Annotated in this window: 14 protein-coding genes; 6 read left to right on the forward strand and 8 right to left on the reverse strand. The window is 35.6% G+C overall.

Translation table 11 applies throughout. The features are described from left to right. The first annotated feature begins 156 nt into the window (after positions 1-156). Complete coding sequence (locus tag ACJTDF_RS03565) at positions 157-1371, forward strand: NADP-dependent isocitrate dehydrogenase (protein WP_407966178.1); 1215 nt, start codon at positions 157-159, stop codon at positions 1369-1371. 219 nt (positions 1372-1590) lie between these two features. Here ACJTDF_RS03565 and ACJTDF_RS03570 read toward each other — a convergent pair whose 3' ends face one another. The 7 genes from ACJTDF_RS03570 to ssb form a co-directional block, all read right to left on the reverse strand. Beyond that, entirely contained in the window at positions 1591-2778 is a 1188-nt protein-coding gene (locus ACJTDF_RS03570) for an MFS transporter (protein WP_407966179.1), read from the reverse strand. Between the two features lie 453 nt (positions 2779-3231). Further along, positions 3232-4350, reverse strand: coding sequence for a tRNA guanosine(34) transglycosylase Tgt (gene tgt, locus ACJTDF_RS03575; RefSeq protein WP_407966180.1), 1119 nt, complete (start codon positions 4348-4350; stop codon positions 3232-3234). Between the two features lie 389 nt (positions 4351-4739). Further along, on the reverse strand, positions 4740-5252 hold the full coding sequence (locus ACJTDF_RS03580) for a peptidylprolyl isomerase (protein ID WP_407966181.1): 513 nt from the start codon (positions 5250-5252) through the stop codon (positions 4740-4742). A 4-nt stretch (positions 5253-5256) separates the two neighbouring features. Further along, positions 5257-5862, reverse strand: a complete 606-nt coding sequence (locus tag ACJTDF_RS03585; RefSeq protein ID WP_407966182.1) for a peptidylprolyl isomerase — start codon at positions 5860-5862, stop codon at positions 5257-5259. An 8-nt stretch (positions 5863-5870) separates the two neighbouring features. Then, the gene (gene coaD / locus ACJTDF_RS03590; RefSeq protein ID WP_407966183.1) at positions 5871-6365 is read right to left on the reverse strand and encodes a pantetheine-phosphate adenylyltransferase; all 495 of its coding nucleotides are present in this window, start codon (positions 6363-6365) and stop codon (positions 5871-5873) included. Between the two features lie 33 nt (positions 6366-6398). Then, positions 6399-9167 carry a DNA gyrase subunit A gene (gyrA, locus tag ACJTDF_RS03595; protein ID WP_407966184.1) on the reverse strand — a complete coding sequence of 923 codons (2769 nt, stop codon included), beginning with the start codon at positions 9165-9167 and terminating at the stop codon, positions 6399-6401. Between the two features lie 284 nt (positions 9168-9451). Then, on the reverse strand, positions 9452-9940 hold the full coding sequence (gene ssb, locus ACJTDF_RS03600; protein ID WP_407966185.1) for a single-stranded DNA-binding protein: 489 nt from the start codon (positions 9938-9940) through the stop codon (positions 9452-9454). A gap of 223 nt (positions 9941-10163) precedes the next feature. Here ssb and uvrA point away from each other — a divergent pair, with 223 nt between their 5' ends. The 3 genes from uvrA to glnA all read left to right on the forward strand — a co-directional run bounded on the left by uvrA (position 10164) and on the right by glnA (position 15120). Next, entirely contained in the window at positions 10164-13076 is a 2913-nt protein-coding gene (uvrA, locus tag ACJTDF_RS03605) for an excinuclease ABC subunit UvrA (protein ID WP_407966186.1), read from the forward strand. Between the two features lie 240 nt (positions 13077-13316). Then, complete coding sequence (locus tag ACJTDF_RS03610) at positions 13317-13655, forward strand: P-II family nitrogen regulator (protein ID WP_407966187.1); 339 nt, start codon at positions 13317-13319, stop codon at positions 13653-13655. A 55-nt stretch (positions 13656-13710) separates the two neighbouring features. Continuing rightward, positions 13711-15120 carry a type I glutamate--ammonia ligase gene (gene glnA / locus ACJTDF_RS03615; protein ID WP_407966188.1) on the forward strand — a complete coding sequence of 470 codons (1410 nt, stop codon included), beginning with the start codon at positions 13711-13713 and terminating at the stop codon, positions 15118-15120. Positions 15121-15332: 212 nt separating this feature from the next. Here the strand turns inward: glnA and ACJTDF_RS03620 are convergent, their stop codons facing one another. After that, complete coding sequence (locus ACJTDF_RS03620; RefSeq protein ID WP_407965013.1) at positions 15333-16094, reverse strand: hypothetical protein; 762 nt, start codon at positions 16092-16094, stop codon at positions 15333-15335. Between the two features lie 338 nt (positions 16095-16432). On the opposite strand from ACJTDF_RS03620, the gene ACJTDF_RS03625 reads away from it, so the two are divergent. Continuing rightward, positions 16433-16750 carry a TrbC/VirB2 family protein gene (locus ACJTDF_RS03625; RefSeq protein ID WP_407965012.1) on the forward strand — a complete coding sequence of 106 codons (318 nt, stop codon included), beginning with the start codon at positions 16433-16435 and terminating at the stop codon, positions 16748-16750. Next, positions 16751-17059 (forward strand): type IV secretion system protein VirB3, encoded by a 309-nt coding sequence (locus ACJTDF_RS03630; RefSeq protein WP_078680347.1) that lies wholly within the window; start codon positions 16751-16753, stop codon positions 17057-17059. Positions 17060-17062: the final 3 nt, after the last annotated feature.

Raw genomic sequence — 17062 nt, forward strand, 5'->3', positions numbered from 1 at the left:
ACATTGTGCTTAATATAACACAGATAAAAAAACTTTAAAATAAAAACTTAGTTATATATGCAAAAAGCTTTTTCTCGATTTCTGTTTTTAATTTCCATCATGAATCTGAAAATGCTATAAGCAAAAAATATTGTTTAAATAAAAAAAGGATTCCTAATGGCAAAGATTAAAGTGACAAATCCCATTGTCGAAATTGACGGCGATGAAATGACTCGTATTATCTGGAAATATATTAAGGATAAGCTCATTCATCCCTATCTTGATATTGATCTTAAATATTACGATCTTTCCATTAAAAATAGAGAAGCAACCAGCGATCAAATAACAATTGATTCTGCTCATGCTATCAAACAATATGGGGTTGGTGTAAAATGTGCAACCATTACTCCTGATGAAGCACGCGTTAAAGAATTTAACTTAACAAAAATGTGGAAATCTCCAAATGGAACAATTCGCAATATTTTAGGAGGTGTTATTTTTCGTGAACCTATTATCTGTAAAAATATTCCACGTCTCGTTCCAGGTTGGACAAAACCAATTATTGTCGGACGTCATGCCTTTGGCGATCAATATAAAGCAACGGATTTCAAATTTCCGAGTAAAGGAAAATTAAGTATTAAGTTTGTTGGTGATGATGGTCAAATTATCGAACATGATGTCTTTAATGCTCCAAGTGCAGGAGTTGTAATGGCGATGTACAATCTTGATGAATCAATCCGCGACTTTGCCCGCGCATCCTTTCATTACGGGCTTCAACGCAATGTCCCTGTCTACCTTTCGACAAAAAATACCATTTTAAAAGCCTATGATGGTCGTTTTAAAGATATCTTTCAAGAAATATTTGACACAGAATTTAAAGCCGAATTTGAAAATCGTAAATTATATTATGAGCATCGTCTTATCGATGACATGGTAGCTTCTGCACTTAAATGGTCAGGTGGTTATGTTTGGGCATGTAAAAATTATGATGGTGATGTTCAATCAGATATCGTTGCTCAAGGATTTGGTTCTCTCGGTCTTATGACTTCTGTTCTCATGACACCAGATGGTAAAATTGTTGAAGCAGAAGCTGCACATGGCACAGTAACTCGTCATTACCGTCAGCATCAAAAAAATCAAGAAACATCAACAAATTCTATTGCGTCCATTTTTGCTTGGACACGTGGATTAACGCATCGTGCCAAGCTTGATAATAATGAAAAATTAAAAAATTTTGCTACTATATTGGAAAGAGTCTGTATTCATACTGTTGAAGAAGGTTTCATGACAAAAGATCTTGCTATTTTAATCGGTCCCGAAAAAAAATGGCTGTCTACAACAGGATTTCTTGATAAAATTGATGAAAACCTAAAAAAAGAAATGACTCATTAATATCATTCCGAATTCAAAGCTTTCTATTTAGAAAGCTTTGAGTTTTCTTCTATAAATAGTTAAAATACACATTTTATGACTCGCTCTGATAAAAGTCTCTTTTTATATGTATAAAAACACTTTTTATTATATTTGTTGTATTATTTTCTATCGAGGTCACCACTATGCTGCTCTCTTTTAATTATTCTTACGCTTTATAAAAGACTAAAATAGCTTTACTTACTCAGAAAAATATTGATTATATTTTTCCATGTACCATAAAAAACAGAAAATCAACAATCCACACAAAGTTAAAATACCTCCAAGGATAGCTGTATATTCATAACTATAGCCTAATTTCAAAACACATGCTCCCAATTCGGCACCAAGAGCATTAGCAATGTTAAAAGCAGATTGCATTAAAGCGCTTGCTAATATCTGTGCAGGTACGGCAATATCCATGATTTTTGTTTGTATAGAAGGCATAGATGCAAAAGAAGTCCCAATAAGAAAACATCCTAATGCTGCTGTTAGCGGAGTATATGATAAAAGGAAAAAAAGAAAAAAAATAAATGTGCTCCAAAGCATAGTAAAAAATATCGTTGCTGAAGAACCAATCTTAACCGCGAATTCAGGACCTAAAATATTACCCACAACCATCCCCAATCCCATCAACGGCATAATAAATGGTACCCATTCAAGAGAAACATTAGAAACATAAAGCAATGTTGACTTAATATATGTAAAAACAGAAAATAATCCTGATGCACCAATTGACACCATAGCTAAAAGGAACCATACTTCCTTTTTCTTTAATGCACTTAACTCGTTTAAAATGCTTGTTTTAGCAAAATTAGAAACAGAAGGTAAAAATTTCCAAATAAGAAAACAACACACAAAAGAAACAATACCTACAAGAAAAAATGCAACCTGCCACCCAATAAATTGGCCGATCCAAGTTGCACTTGGTGCTCCAATAACTGTTGCAATTGTCAAACCAAGCATAACACTGCCAACAGCTTTTGACCGTTCATTTCTTTCTACCATACAAGATGCAACCATAGTCGCAATACCAAAATAAATGCCATGTGGAAGACCGCTAATAAATCGCAAGATCACCAATACATTAAAATCAGAAAAAAATGCGCTAACAATATTCGCCAAAGCATAACAAAACATCAATCCTATCAAAACAGCCTTATGTGGCAGCTTAGCTGTTACAACAGCTAAAATAGGTGCTCCAATCACAACTCCTAAAGCATAAGAAGAAATATATTGTCCCGCTATAGCAATACTAATATGTGAGCTATTCGCCATCTCCGGTTGTAAACCCATTGCAACAAACTCAGCAGTACCAATAGCAAAGCTTCCTACTGCAAGAGCTAAAATGCCCAAATGCTTGGTTTTAAAATCAATTCTAAAAGACATTAAAGAATTTTATCCTTAGAAAATCCATATCTTATTATTTTTATATTTTGAATGTTAGTCTATTAAATGCGCTGTAAAATGAGCAAATAATACGTTTTTAATATCAAAAAGCAATTTCTTTAAAAAAAAGATATACAGCTTTCACGTTTTACTTTTATGATATTTTATAAAGATAAACACAAAGCATCTTAAAAAGATAATTTTCATACTTCTTTAAGGATTTACTAACTTAGAATTAACATTGTTAATTTAGATAGTTATTAGAAACAGAAATAAGCTGCTTCTCTCCGGATCAGGTAGTGCGTACCGGAGCAATATTTTTTGTTCAATAGGTAATACCATAAAGAAATAAATAACATCATCCGTATATCTACTTAGAGCAGCACATTTATATTCCTTGAAAGAGCTATCTGAACATTTTTTCTGTATTAACAAAATTTTCTTTACAATCATTTATCGCCCTTGCATCCACAAAGCTGCGGTATCAGAGCAAAAGTCAGCATAACATCCTGCTTTAATAGCGTCACGGATACCTTGCATTAGCTGCTGATAATAAAAAAGATTATTCCAAGTTAATAACATGCCTCCAAGAGATTCACCAGATTTGATTAAATGATGCAAATAAGCACAACTATAATCGCGTGCAGCAGAGCAAGGTGATTGTGAATCAAGAGGATTTGGATCTTCTGCATAACGTGCATTTCGCAAATTAATTTTTCCAAAACGAGTAAAAGCTAAACCATGGCGCCCTGCACGAGTTGGCATAACACAATCAAACATGTCTACTCCTCGAGCTACACTTTTTAAGATATCATCTGGTGTCCCTACTCCCATGAGATAGCGCGGCTTGTCCTCCGGTAAAATTGAACAAGTAACATCTAGGACAGCTGTCATAACATCCTGAGGTTCGCCAACCGCAAGACCTCCAATGGCATAGCCTTTCAAATCCATTTCTTTTAATGCTTGAGCAGAGCGTTCACGCAATTTCATATTATCTCCACCTTGAACAATACCAAAAATTGCTTTTTCTGGTTGAGTACCAAAAACTTTTTTACAACGCTCTGCCCAACGCAATGAAAGTTCCATAGCAGCTTCTATTTCTCTCTCTGATGCCGGTAATGCAATACACTGGTCAAGTTGCATTTGAATATCAGAATCAAGAAGCCCTTGGATTTCGATAGAACGCTCTGGACTCATTTCATAATATGCCCCATTAATATGAGAGCGGAAAATAACACCCTGCTCCGTAATCTTACATATCCCTGAAAGAGACATAACCTGAAAACCACCAGAATCCGTTAAAATAGGTCCAGACCAACGAACAAATTCGTGTAACCCCCCTAAACGGGCAACACGCTCAGCTCCTGGTCGTAACATTAAATGATAAGTATTGCCCAAAATAATATCTGCACCAAGAGCATGCAACTGGTCCATATACATAGCCTTAACGGTTCCAGCCGTCCCAACTGGCATAAATGCAGGTGTGCGAATACGCCCTCGTCCCGTTATAATTTCACCTTGACGAGCGTATCCATCTTGAGAATTTTTTTTATAGTGAAATCCTTTTATCATTATTTTATCTTTTTGATCTCAGAAACCCATATTACTACTAAAATAAAAGCAATCGCCTTTTTACCGCAGTTATAAATTACGGCTCTCTTTTATTCACTAATACTAAAATTAGTCAAAAAAATTAAAGAAAATCTGCTCTTAAATGATCAACAAAATAAAAACAATTATTTAATACAAAAAAAATATCTAACATTTTATGATGCTAGCCAATGTGCTTTCTTTTAATCGCAAATTTTATGAAAAATGTATTTTCACGTAGATAAGCTAATCTTCAGTGCAATCTTTTATTTTGAAATCTCAACATTCAAAACTCTTTCTGCATGAAAATACACCATTTATATGCAGCTCTCACGCTGTAAAATTGCAAAAAATGTTACGTAACATCTCTATTATTTAGCATCTGCAACAATTGTAGCTTTAATAATTGCATCTGGATCCACGACAGGTTCACCGCGTTTGATTTTATCAATATTTTCCATCCCTTTAAGCACCTGTCCCCATATGGAATATTGACGATCAAGCCAAGGAGCATCTGCAAGACAAATAAAAAACTGCGAATTAGCGGAATTTGGATTCTGGCTACGTGCCATAGAAACTGTACCACGTTTATGAGGAAGATTTGAAAACTCTGCTTTTAAGTCGGGTTTATCTGAACCACCCATACCAACACGTGATAAATTAAATTTTTCAGCATTTTTTTTGCCAAACTGCACATCACCAGTTTGAGCCATGAAATCGTCAATAACACGATGGAAGACAACATCATCGTATGCGCCCTCACGCACAAGTTCTTTGATACGTATAACATGAGCAGGAGCTAAATCAGCAAAAAGCTCAATTACTACTTTTCCTTTTGTTGTTTCAAGAATTAAAGTATTTTCGGGATCTTTGTGCTCGATCATAGTGTTATTCCTTTATTTCTACTTTCACTTTTTTCTCAACTTGCAAATAGGCAGCATTAATAACATCGGGATCTATTACAGACCCATTATTATCTACAGTTCCTTTTTTAATTTTATCAACAATTTCCATTCCTTTTACAACTTCTCCAACAACAGTGTACTGACTGTTTAAGAAAGTAGCATCATCAAAACAAATAAAAAATTGAGAATTTGCTGAATGTAGATCTTGTGAACGAGCCATACCAACAGTACCACGCTTAAAAGGTTGTTTTGAAAATTCTGCTGGTAAATTAGAATAGTTTGAACCACCCTTACCAACATTTTTGAGATCAAAATCAACACTATCTTTTTTTCCAAATTTCACATCACCAGTCTGTGCCATAAAACCAGGAATAACGCGATGAAATACAACATTATTATAAGCACCTTCTTCTGTTAATTTCTTAATTCGAGCAACATGTTTTGGTGCAAGATCTGGACGCAATTGAATAATCACATCACCATTTTTAAGAGATAAAACAAGAATATTATGATCATCTGCAACAGCACTAAATGAAAATAAGTAAAAAATACATGTTAAAACAGTAAAAATTCTAAAAAACACAATCATTCTTCCCTTTAAGATTTAAATTTTGAGTACAAAGCTTGTGCAACGTTTTGAGGAACAAAAGGCGTAACATCTCCCCCCATAGTAGCAATTTGACGCACCAATGTAGAGCTTATCATACGGCTAGAAATACTTGTTGGTAAAAAAATTGTTTGCAAGTCAGGAGCCATTACTTCATTCATTCCCGCCATCTGCATTTCATAATCAAAATCAGTACCATCACGCAATCCACGAATAAGAAACGAAGCACCAATTTCACGCGCTTTCTCAATGATGAGATTATCAAATGAAATAACTTGTAATCGATCAGAACCTATATTCAATAAATCTTTTCTCACTTGTGTAATTAAAGCAACACGTTCTTCAAAACTAAAAAATGGCTCTTTTGTAGCTTGTATACCAATAGCCACCACCACTTTATCAGTAAAAACTAAACTACTTCGCAAAATATCAAGGTGACCATTTGTAATAGGATCAAAAGATCCTGCATAAAGAGCAATTTTCATCTATTTTTTCCGATAATCCCAGAGTTATTTATCTTAATTAACATCAACCATACCAGAATGCTTTTCACTGTCATCATCTAGTTTGTTTGCATCATCCTCAGGATCAGAAATACGCTCAACCGATACAACTTTTTCACCCTTTGCTGTATTGAAAATTGTTACCCCTTTTGTAGAACGACCGGCTATACGAATACCCTCAATGGGAACTCGAATAAGTTGTCCTCCATCTGAAACCAACATAATTTGATCTTGCGCTTTGACTGGAAAAGCTGCTACTAACTTGCCAATTTCAGTAGCTTTAGTTGGATCAGTTGCGCGAATTCCTTTTCCACCACGCCCTGAAATACGAAATTCATAAGAAGAAGATCGTTTTCCATATCCAAACTCACTAACTGTTAAAAGCATTTGCTCACGAGCAGCAAGCTCTGCATAACGCTCATCTGTTAGTTCTGTTTCTATTTCCTCTTCATCTTCATCAACAATTACAACATCTTCCGCATCTGCACCAGCAGCACGTCGCTCATTAATTGCACGTTTAATATAAGCAGAACGCTCGACCGATGTTGCCTCAACATGCTCTAAGATAGTCATAGAAATAACCTTATCACCATCAACCATATTGATACCACGTACCCCTACCGAATTACGCCCCATAAAAACACGAACATCAATGACCGGAAAACGAATACATTGTCCATTGGCTGTTGTCAGAACAACGTCATCATGCTCTGTACAAGTTTCTACAGATAAAATTTCATCTTCGTCATCAAGTTTCATAGCAATTTTACCATTACGATTTACTTGAATAAAATCCGATAATTTATTGCGGCGTACTGTTCCACGAGTTGTTGCAAACATAACATCTAATTTACTCCAACTTGCTTCATCTTCTGGCAATGGCATAATTGTTGTTATACGCTCTTTCTCCTGTAAAGGAAGCATATTGACTAAAGCGCGCCCACGCGACTGGGGTGTACCAATAGGTAAACGCCAAACTTTTTCTTTATAAACAATCCCACGTGATGAAAAGAAAAGAACAGATGTATGTGTATTACTTACAAACAAACGGGTTACAAAATCCTCGTCCTTTGTGGACATACCAGAACGCCCTTTACCTCCACGACGCTGAGCACGATATGTATTGAGAGGTACGCGTTTAATATAACCACTATGACTAACCGTTACCACCATATCCTCCGGCACAATCAGATCTTCATTGTCCATCTCAGCATTACCAAAACCAAAGATAGTACGCCGGGGAGTTACAAATTCCTCGCGAAGAGTGCTTAGTTCATCCTTAACAATGCCCATAATCCGCAAGCGTGATGCCAAGACATGAAGATAATCTGTAATATCTACCCCAATTTTATTTAATTCATCAGCAATTTCATCACGTCCAAGTGCAGTGAGCCTCTGTAAACGTAACTCCAGAATAGCTCTAGCTTGTTCTTCAGATAAATTATATGTGTTATCCTCATGGATAATATGACGAGGATCATCAATAAGCTTAATTAAAGATGCCACATCAGCGGCCAACCAACGCCGCTCCATTAACTGTATACGGGCTGTCTGAGGATCAGGTGCCGTGCGAATTAATGCTATAATTTCATCAATATTGGTAACAGCAATAGCAAGACCAACTAAAACATGCGCACGTTCACGTGCCTTACGCAAAAGATATTTTGTGCGCCGACTGACCACCTCTTCGCGAAAAGAAACAAAAGCACGAAGCATATCAAGCAACGTCATTTGCTCAGGCTTTCCCCCATTCAACGCCACCATATTACAACCAAAAGAAGTTTGTAATGGCGTATAGCGGTACAGTTGATTCAAAACAATATCTGCAACAGCTTCCCTCTTAAGTTCAATAACAACCCGATACCCATCACGGTCAGACTCATCACGTAGATCAGAGATTCCTTCGATGCGCTTATCACGTACTAATTCAGCTATCTTCTCAATCATCGTTGCTTTATTAATCTGATAAGGGATTTCGCTTACAATAATTGCCTGCCGGTTATTGCGAATTTCTTCAATATCAACCTTAGCACGCATAATAATTGAACCACGTCCTGTTTCATAAGCTGAGCGAATACCTGAACGACCGAGAATAATACCACCCGTAGGAAAATCCGGACCAGGAATAATTTCAATTATTTCATCAAGCGTTATAGTAGGATTGTCAATTAAAGCAATACATCCATCAATAACTTCACCAAGATTATGTGGAGGAATATTGGTGGCCATTCCTACAGCAATCCCACCTGATCCATTAACTAAAAGATTAGGAAAACGTGCCGGTAAAACCATAGGTTCACGCTCACGTCCATCGTAATTATCTTGAAAATCAACTGTCTCTTTATCGATATCAGCTAAAAGTTCTTCCGCAACTTTTTCTAAACGACACTCTGTATAACGCATTGCTGCAGGAGGATCGCCATCAACCGATCCGAAATTTCCCTGTCCATCAATCAATGGATTTCGTAAGGAAAAATCCTGTGCCATACGCACCAATGCATCATAAATTGAAGCATCACCATGAGGATGAAACTTCCCCATAACTTCCCCAACAACACCTGCTGATTTACGATAAGATTTATTAAAAGAAAGACCCATTTCATTCATCGCATGAAGAATACGTCGATGAACAGGTTTAAGACCATCGCGCACATCAGGTAATGCACGCGATACAATAACGCTCATCGCATAATCGAGATAAGAGCGTTGCATTTCTTCAATAATACTAACTGGCTCAATACCGGTCAGCACATCATGTTCTGATTGTGTAGTAAGATCGGTCACAACTTCAATACTTTCAAAAAAGAATCACTTTGATCTTTTATATCGAAAAAAATTGCAAAATGCTAATCTCCCTCTTTACAAAGAGTAAAAATTTAACGATAATTTTCAATATGTTATTTGCTTTTATTAAAAATCGTAATCGTATATGAAATGGATAGAGCGTTCTCTCCTCAATAAAAAGTAAAATAAATAGCTAAGTAGATACATCCTCTGCATTATTTTAAGCATTATCTCAATGATAAAATAAACGAATATTTCCGAAATAGAATATCGCTATAAGATTATCAAAAAGGAATATCATCGTCCAATTGCTGTGAAAAATTCCCTTTTAATTGATTATTCTTCTGATCAAAATCATCTTTTTGATCAAAACTACCGCTGGACTGATTTGCATTGGATACTTGCTCTCCACTTCCTACCCCACGGCTATCAAGCATTTGTAATTCACCACGGTATTTTTGTAAAACGATCTCTGTTGTATAACGATCATTTCCGTTTTGATCTTGCCATTTACGTGTCTGCAGCTGACCTTCAATATAAATTTTACTTCCTTTTTTTAAATATTGCTCAACAACTTTAATCAGATTTTCATTAAAAATAACGATATTGTGCCATTCTGTTCGCTCTTTACGCTCATTTGTATTGCGATCCCGCCAACTCTCTGAAGTAGCAATACGTAAATTTGCCACCTGATCACCAAAATTTAACCGGCGAATTTCAGGGTCCGCACCAAGATTACCAATCAAAATAACTTTATTAAGGCTCCCAGCCATTGTATAAACTCCACAAATTTAAATCATTTCCATTATAACAAAAGCTAATAATAACGTATAGTTTATTTCACATAAAAAATAAAAAACCACTATCTTAACTTTATCATTTAACCGAATTTGCATTCTTTCTTAGATGCAGCAATTGAACACATTGTAATTTTTAAAAAATAATCTTATTTCATATTCATGGCTTAATTTTTGTTCATATACGCTGAGGGTTGACATGTCTCACCAAAAATATATCTCTATTCGCGGCGCACGTGAACATAACCTAAAAAATATTGATCTTGATCTCCCACGTGATAAACTCATCGTCATAACGGGTCTTTCTGGTTCAGGAAAATCATCTTTAGCTTTTGATACAATTTATGCTGAAGGTCAACGTCGTTATGTTGAAAGCCTTTCCGCTTATGCACGCCAATTTTTGGAAATGATGCATAAACCAGATGTCGATCAAATAGATGGACTTTCCCCTGCTATCTCCATTGAGCAGAAAACAACCATCCGCACTCCTCGTTCAACAGTTGGTACTGTCACTGAAATCTACGATTATATGCGTCTACTCTTTGCTCGTATTGGTACTCCTTATTCGCCTGTTACGGGTCTCCCAATTGAGAGCCAAACAGTGAGTCAAATAGTTGACCAAATTATGACACTTCCAGAAGGTACTCGAATTTTTATTATGGCACCTTTAGTTAGAGGAAGAAAAGGCGAATATAAACAAGAACTAACAGAACTTTTAAAAAAAGGATTTCAACGTGCAAAAGTTGATGGGAAATTTTATGAAATAGCTGATGTTCCTCCTCTTAATAAAAAATATAAACATGATATAGATGTAGTAGTAGACCGCATTATCGTACGTAATGATATCACTGCTCGACTAGCTAATAGTATAGAAACTTGCTTACAACTAGCAGATGGACTTGTAATTGCTGAAATGACAGATCAGCCTTTAACAAAAAAGGAAACTATAAAAGGATCTTTTAATACATCAACAAATGAAACCCACAAACGACTCATTTTTTCAGAAAAGTTTGCTTGTCCTATATCTGGTTTCTCAATCCCTGAAATTGAACCACGCTTGTTTTCATTCAACAATCCTTTTGGAGCTTGCCCTACTTGTGATGGACTTGGTACAAAAAAAGTAATTGATCCGGTAAGAATCATACCAAATGAAAATCTTACTTTAAAAGCTGGAGCTATTGCTCCTTGGTCCAAATCATCCTTATCTTATCATCATCAAACTTTAGAAGCATTAGGAAAAGTTTATGGGTTTAAGCTCACAGATAAATGGCATACGCTCTCAAATGAAGCACAAAACGCTATTTTATATGGAACAAAAAAAGAGATCTCCTTTTTCTATAAAGATGGTGCACACTCTTACACTACAAAAAAAGCCTTTGAAGGTGTTATTCCAAGCATGGAGCGACGATGGAAAGAAACAGATTCTACACGTTTTCGTGAAGAGATTGAACCTTACATGTCTTCTTCACTCTGCCCAACCTGTAATGGTTACCGTTTAAAACCAGAAGCACTTGCTATCAAAATTCATGGAATGCATATCGGGCAAGTATCAGAACTTTCCATTTTAAAAGCAAGTCATTGGTTTTCCAATGTTCATCAACATCTCAATGAAAAACAGCGTAATATATCAGCACGAATTTTAAAAGAAATCTGCGAGCGCTTAACATTTTTAAATCGTGTGGGACTCGAATATCTTACCTTATCCAGAGCTTCAAGTACACTTTCAGGTGGAGAAAGTCAGCGTATTCGACTAGCATCGCAAATTGGCTCTGGTCTCACAGGAGTCTTATACGTATTAGATGAACCATCCATTGGTTTACATCAACGTGATAATGAACGTCTTTTAAAGACGTTATGTCATCTACGTGATCTTGGAAATACAATTATTGTGGTTGAGCATGACGAAGATGCTATTCTCACTGCAGACTATATTGTCGATATCGGTCCTGCTGCAGGCGTTCATGGTGGACAAATCATAGCTCAAGGAGCACCACAAAAAATTATGGACAATCCATCTTCACTTACAGGTCAATATCTCTCCGGAAAAATAACAATTAATTTTCCTACTCAACGACGCAAAATATCAAAATCAAAAACACTTAAAGTAATTGGAGCCAGAGGTAATAATTTGAAAAATATCACTGTAAATATTCCTCTTGGAACTTTTACTTGCATAACTGGTGTTTCTGGTGGAGGAAAATCAACATTTCTTATTGAAACCCTCTTCAAAGCTGTATCGCGTCATATCATGGGAAGCCATCAAATTCCAGCAAGCTACGATAAAATTGAAGGATTAGAGTTTCTTGATAAGGTGATTGATATCAACCAATCACCTATTGGACGTACCCCACGTTCGAATCCAGCAACTTATACTGGCATTTTCACCCAAATCCGAGATTGGTTCGCAGAACTCCCAGAATCAAAAGCTCGCGGTTATCAAGCTGGACGTTTCTCATTTAATGTTAAAGGAGGACGTTGTGAAGCATGTCAAGGAGATGGTGTTATCAAAATCGAAATGCATTTCTTACCTGATGTCTATGTTACTTGTGATGTATGCCAAGGAAAACGTTATAATAGAGAAACACTCGAAGTGAAATTTAAAGGCAAGTCTATTGCTGATATACTTGATATGACAGTTGAAAAAGCAGAAGAATTTTTTCAAGCTATTCCTACTATTCATAACAAAATAGGAATCCTCGTTAAAGCTGGTCTTGGTTATATTAAAATCGGGCAACAAGCTACAACACTTTCTGGTGGTGAAGCTCAGCGTGTAAAACTCGCTAAAGAACTTTCACGCAAAACGACTGGTCGTACACTTTACATTTTAGATGAACCAACAACCGGTTTACACTTTCACGATATTTCCAAGCTTCTTGAAGTGCTCCATGAACTGGTCGAACAAGGTAATACAGTTATCGTCATTGAACATAATCTTGAAGTCATAAAAACAGCTGACTGGATTATTGATCTGGGACCGGAAGGTGGAGATAATGGTGGTGAAATTGTTGCTGTCGGTCGCCCTGAAGACATTATTAATGTCCCCTCCTCTTATACTGGTAAATTTTTAAAAGAGCTCTTGCTACGTCGACCTTTACATAATTTAAAATCTTAAAATAAATCACAAATATCTAATAAAGCACTATAAAAAATAACGCCTTAATTTATATCATTATTGCCTTTTATAAATTTTATAATTTTTTATCCTATAAAATAATAGTGCTATATTCTATATTGCATTATTTTTAATTTTTTCGTGAAGAAAATGCTTTTTTAAAACATCTTATTATCGTAATCGTAAATAGTATAATGGTATATAAACTTATAAAATAAAATCGTTGGAGATAATTTCAATATGAAAAAAATTGAAGCCATCATAAAACCTTTTAAGCTTGATGCAGTAAAAGAAGCGCTTCAAGAAATTGGTCTACAAGGTATCACAATAACAGAGGCAAAAGGTTTTGGTTGCCAAAAAGAACAGACAGAGCTTTACCGTGGTGCAAAATATGTTATTGATTTTTTACCTAAAGTCAAAGTTGAAGTTGTTGTTACTGATGAAATCCTAGAGAAAGCAATTGAAGCAATTCGTAAAGCAGCTCAAACAAAACAAATAGGAGATGGAAAAATATTTGTTTTACCTATCGATGATGTTATTCGTATTCGCACTGGTGAAACCGGTATTGACGCTCTTTAAATATCTATAAATTTTTATCTTTTCTATTCACCTCAATCCAATAAGGAAATTGAATATGACTACCGCTTCAGACGTTCTTAAACAAATTATAGATAATGACATACGCTTCGTTGATTTACGTTTTACCGATCCAAAAGGCAAATTGCATCATGTTACAATGGATATTGCTGAAATTTGCGAAGATACATTCATCGATGGTATTATGTTTGATGGTTCTTCAATTGCTGGTTGGAAAACAATCAATGAATCGGACATGGTCTTAATGCCCGATGCAGAAACAGCTTATATTGATCCTTTTTTTGCTCAATCAACTTTGACCATACTATGTGATATACTTGATCCTGTTTCAGGAGAGTTCTATCATAGAGATCCACGTTCTATTGCTAAAAGAGCTGAAGCTTATATGAAATCTTTAGGAATCGGTGATACAATCTATGTAGGACCAGAGGCGGAATTTTTTATCTTTGATGACGTACGCTATAAAACTGATCCTTATAATACAGGTTTCAAACTCGACTCAAGTGAAAATCCATCAAATGATGATACTGAATATGAAATGGGCAATCTTGGTCATCGCCCACGTATGGGAGGTGGTTATTTTCCAGTACCTCCTATCGATTCTTGCCAAGATATACGTTCTGAAATGCTTACTGCATTAAAAAATATGGGGGTACATGTTGAAAAACATCATCATGAAGTAGCAGCAGCTCAGCATGAATTAGGTATTCGGTTTGATACACTGGTTCGTGAAGCTGATAAAATGCAAATTTTTAAATATGCTGTGCATCAAATTGCTAATAGTTATGGAAAAACAGCAACCTTTATGCCAAAACCAATTCTAGGAGATAATGGTTCAGGTATGCATGTTCACATATCAATTTGGAAAGATAAACAACCAATATTTGCAGGTGATGAGTATGCTGGGCTATCAGAAACTTGTTTATTTTTTATTGGTGGTATTATCAAGCATGCAAAAGCACTCAATGCCTTCACAAATCCATCAACTAATTCTTACAAACGCTTAGTTCCTGGGTATGAAGCACCTGTTCTTCTTGCCTATTCTGCACGTAATCGTTCTGCAGCATGCCGTATTCCATTTGGTACTTCGCCACATTCAAAACGTGTAGAAATTCGTTTTCCGGATCCAGCGTCGAATCCATATTTTGCGTTTTCAGCACTTATTATGGCTGGTCTTGATGGTATAAAGAATAAGATTCATCCTGGCCCAGCTATGGATAAAGATCTTTATGATCTTCCGCCCAAAGAGCTCAAAAACATTCCTACAGTTTCCAGAAGCCTACGTGAAGCACTTGAATTTCTTGATAAAGACCGTGATTTTCTTAAATCTGGAGATGTATTTGACGATGACCAAATTAATTCCTTTATTGAATTAAAACTGAAAGAAGTTCTGCGTTATGAAACCACCCCTCATCCTGTTGAATTTGACATGTATTATTCTGTTTAATGTATGAATAAAAGTTTTTGTTTGATTTTCATGGAATGCTGCGTCAACTATAATTAGGCGATTATTCTTCTATCAAATAGATTTTTATAGGATGTGTTTATTAGGAAGCAAGTAATATAGATCATTTTGAGATTGGTGGTGAGAAGATTATTATTACGAGCTTAGGCGATTTTTTTGGAAATTATGGTTGGGTTATTTTTGTATTTTGAAGTTTAATAAGACATTTCTTCTATATTTTGTTTTGCTTCAGACATGAATTCATGGTGATTATCGAAAGGATTATAGGTTCCATACTTTTTCTGCCACTGTATAGGATCAATAAAATTGCTGGACCAAAGGCCGATTTTATTGTTATACGCGTTTTGTTCAGCACTTAGATATGTTGTTGGGATTGGGTATTTATTGTTTTTTGATATTATCAACATACCTTCTGCAAGTCCTATTTCTGCTAAATCGATTCCTTGCACAAAACACTGAGCATAGAGGGTTTCTTTTTCTATAGCAGTTTGCTTACAAGATAAGTTATGTCCTAGAGTTTTGGTCACCAGCCACGCTGTTGTGACAGCTCCACATGGCCATTCTTGGTTATTTAATTTTGCTTTTTGACGGGGTGCACATGTATTTACACCATATAAGTGAATATTTCGGATGATAGGTTTATGTTTAGACTTTTCAGGAGGGGTTATTAATTTGAATGTGACACCGCTGGTAACAGATGCTATACCATTAAACATATCTTCATAATTGTTTGGAGCACTATTAATCCAATTGAGATCTAGTTTATTATTTAATTTTTTTTGAATACTCGCTTCATAGTGCTTATTTTGTTCGAGATACATATTCATTGTATCTTGGTTTTCTTGCATTTTTAATGCCTCGAGAATATCTAAATTTGTTTGGTTTTGATTTTGGCTTATTATCCATATTCCTATAGAACAAATAATGTAGACAATAATAATCGGTTTAAATCGCATTCGCCCAATCCTGATTGTTTTTATACCCCATAAATTTTTTATACATCTCTGCTTTTCTCCTAATTTTCAAGAGAGAGTTTCAATAGTACTTGTTGTAAATTAAACACATTTTGCAAAGAAAAATATTATTTTTGTATTTTTAATATTGTCATTTTGATAAAATAACAATACTTGTGCTTGCCTCTTCTGATTATTTCTGTCTTTGGTTCTAAAAAGATTTTTTGATAGCTTGATAGAATACTTACGATTAAAGAAGCTTAAAGTTGTGAACCTGAGTATTATTTGTAGAAATAAAAGGATATCAATGTGTAATCAATCTTCTTTTGAAGAGAGGCCAAATGATAAACAATGTATCTAAGAATATTTACTATATCGCCTTTACACTCCTTTTAACCATGTTCGTTGTATTAAGTCCTGCTTATGCTAATGCTACTGCTGGCGGCATGGGGAATCTTGATACGGTTTTGCGGAATATTGTTACTATGATGACAGGTACAACAGCGAAGCTCATTGCGACCATATGTGTTGCAGCTGTGGGTATTGGTTGGATGTATGGTGTTATTGATTTACGCAAAGCGGCATATTGTGTTCTTGGTATTGGTATTGTTTTTGGTGCTTCGGCTCTTGTTAATTTATTAATGGGTGGTACATCATAAATGAACGAAGACACTCTTTTTCTTGCCTGTACACGACCAGCCATGTTTGCGGGTGTTACTGTAGAAGCAATGGCATTAAATGTCATAGCAACGTCTACTCTTTTTATCATTACAAGTAGCTTTTCAATGATCGGTCTTGGTGTTGGTTTGCACTTTATCTTACGTGAAATCACGAAACGCGACCATAACCAATTTCGTGTTCTATTTGCTTGGCTCAATACTCGAGGCAAACAAAAGAACCTGACGAGATGGGGGGGAGGATCTACATCTCCTTTACGTCTCATCCGTACTTACAAGGAGCTACAATAAAGG

Origin of the sequence: Bartonella bennetti, from assembly GCF_045945445.1 — a bacterium.
In the GTDB taxonomy this organism is placed as follows: domain Bacteria; phylum Pseudomonadota; class Alphaproteobacteria; order Rhizobiales; family Rhizobiaceae; genus Bartonella.

Coding starts and splice junctions, on each gene's coding strand:
- ACJTDF_RS03565 (WP_407966178.1), top strand. CDS start 157: ATGGCAAAGATTAAAGTGACAAATCCCATTGTCGAAATTGACGGCGAT.
- ACJTDF_RS03570 (WP_407966179.1), bottom strand. CDS start 2,778: ATGTCTTTTAGAATTGATTTTAAAACCAAGCATTTGGGCATTTTAGCT.
- tgt (WP_407966180.1), bottom strand. CDS start 4,350: ATGATAAAAGGATTTCACTATAAAAAAAATTCTCAAGATGGATACGCT.
- ACJTDF_RS03580 (WP_407966181.1), bottom strand. CDS start 5,252: ATGATCGAGCACAAAGATCCCGAAAATACTTTAATTCTTGAAACAACA.
- ACJTDF_RS03585 (WP_407966182.1), bottom strand. CDS start 5,862: ATGATTGTGTTTTTTAGAATTTTTACTGTTTTAACATGTATTTTTTAC.
- coaD (WP_407966183.1), bottom strand. CDS start 6,365: ATGAAAATTGCTCTTTATGCAGGATCTTTTGATCCTATTACAAATGGT.
- ssb (WP_407966185.1), bottom strand. CDS start 9,940: ATGGCTGGGAGCCTTAATAAAGTTATTTTGATTGGTAATCTTGGTGCG.
- uvrA (WP_407966186.1), top strand. CDS start 10,164: ATGTCTCACCAAAAATATATCTCTATTCGCGGCGCACGTGAACATAAC.
- ACJTDF_RS03610 (WP_407966187.1), top strand. CDS start 13,317: ATGAAAAAAATTGAAGCCATCATAAAACCTTTTAAGCTTGATGCAGTA.
- glnA (WP_407966188.1), top strand. CDS start 13,711: ATGACTACCGCTTCAGACGTTCTTAAACAAATTATAGATAATGACATA.
- ACJTDF_RS03620 (WP_407965013.1), bottom strand. CDS start 16,094: ATGCGATTTAAACCGATTATTATTGTCTACATTATTTGTTCTATAGGA.
- ACJTDF_RS03625 (WP_407965012.1), top strand. CDS start 16,433: ATGATAAACAATGTATCTAAGAATATTTACTATATCGCCTTTACACTC.
- ACJTDF_RS03630 (WP_078680347.1), top strand. CDS start 16,751: ATGAACGAAGACACTCTTTTTCTTGCCTGTACACGACCAGCCATGTTT.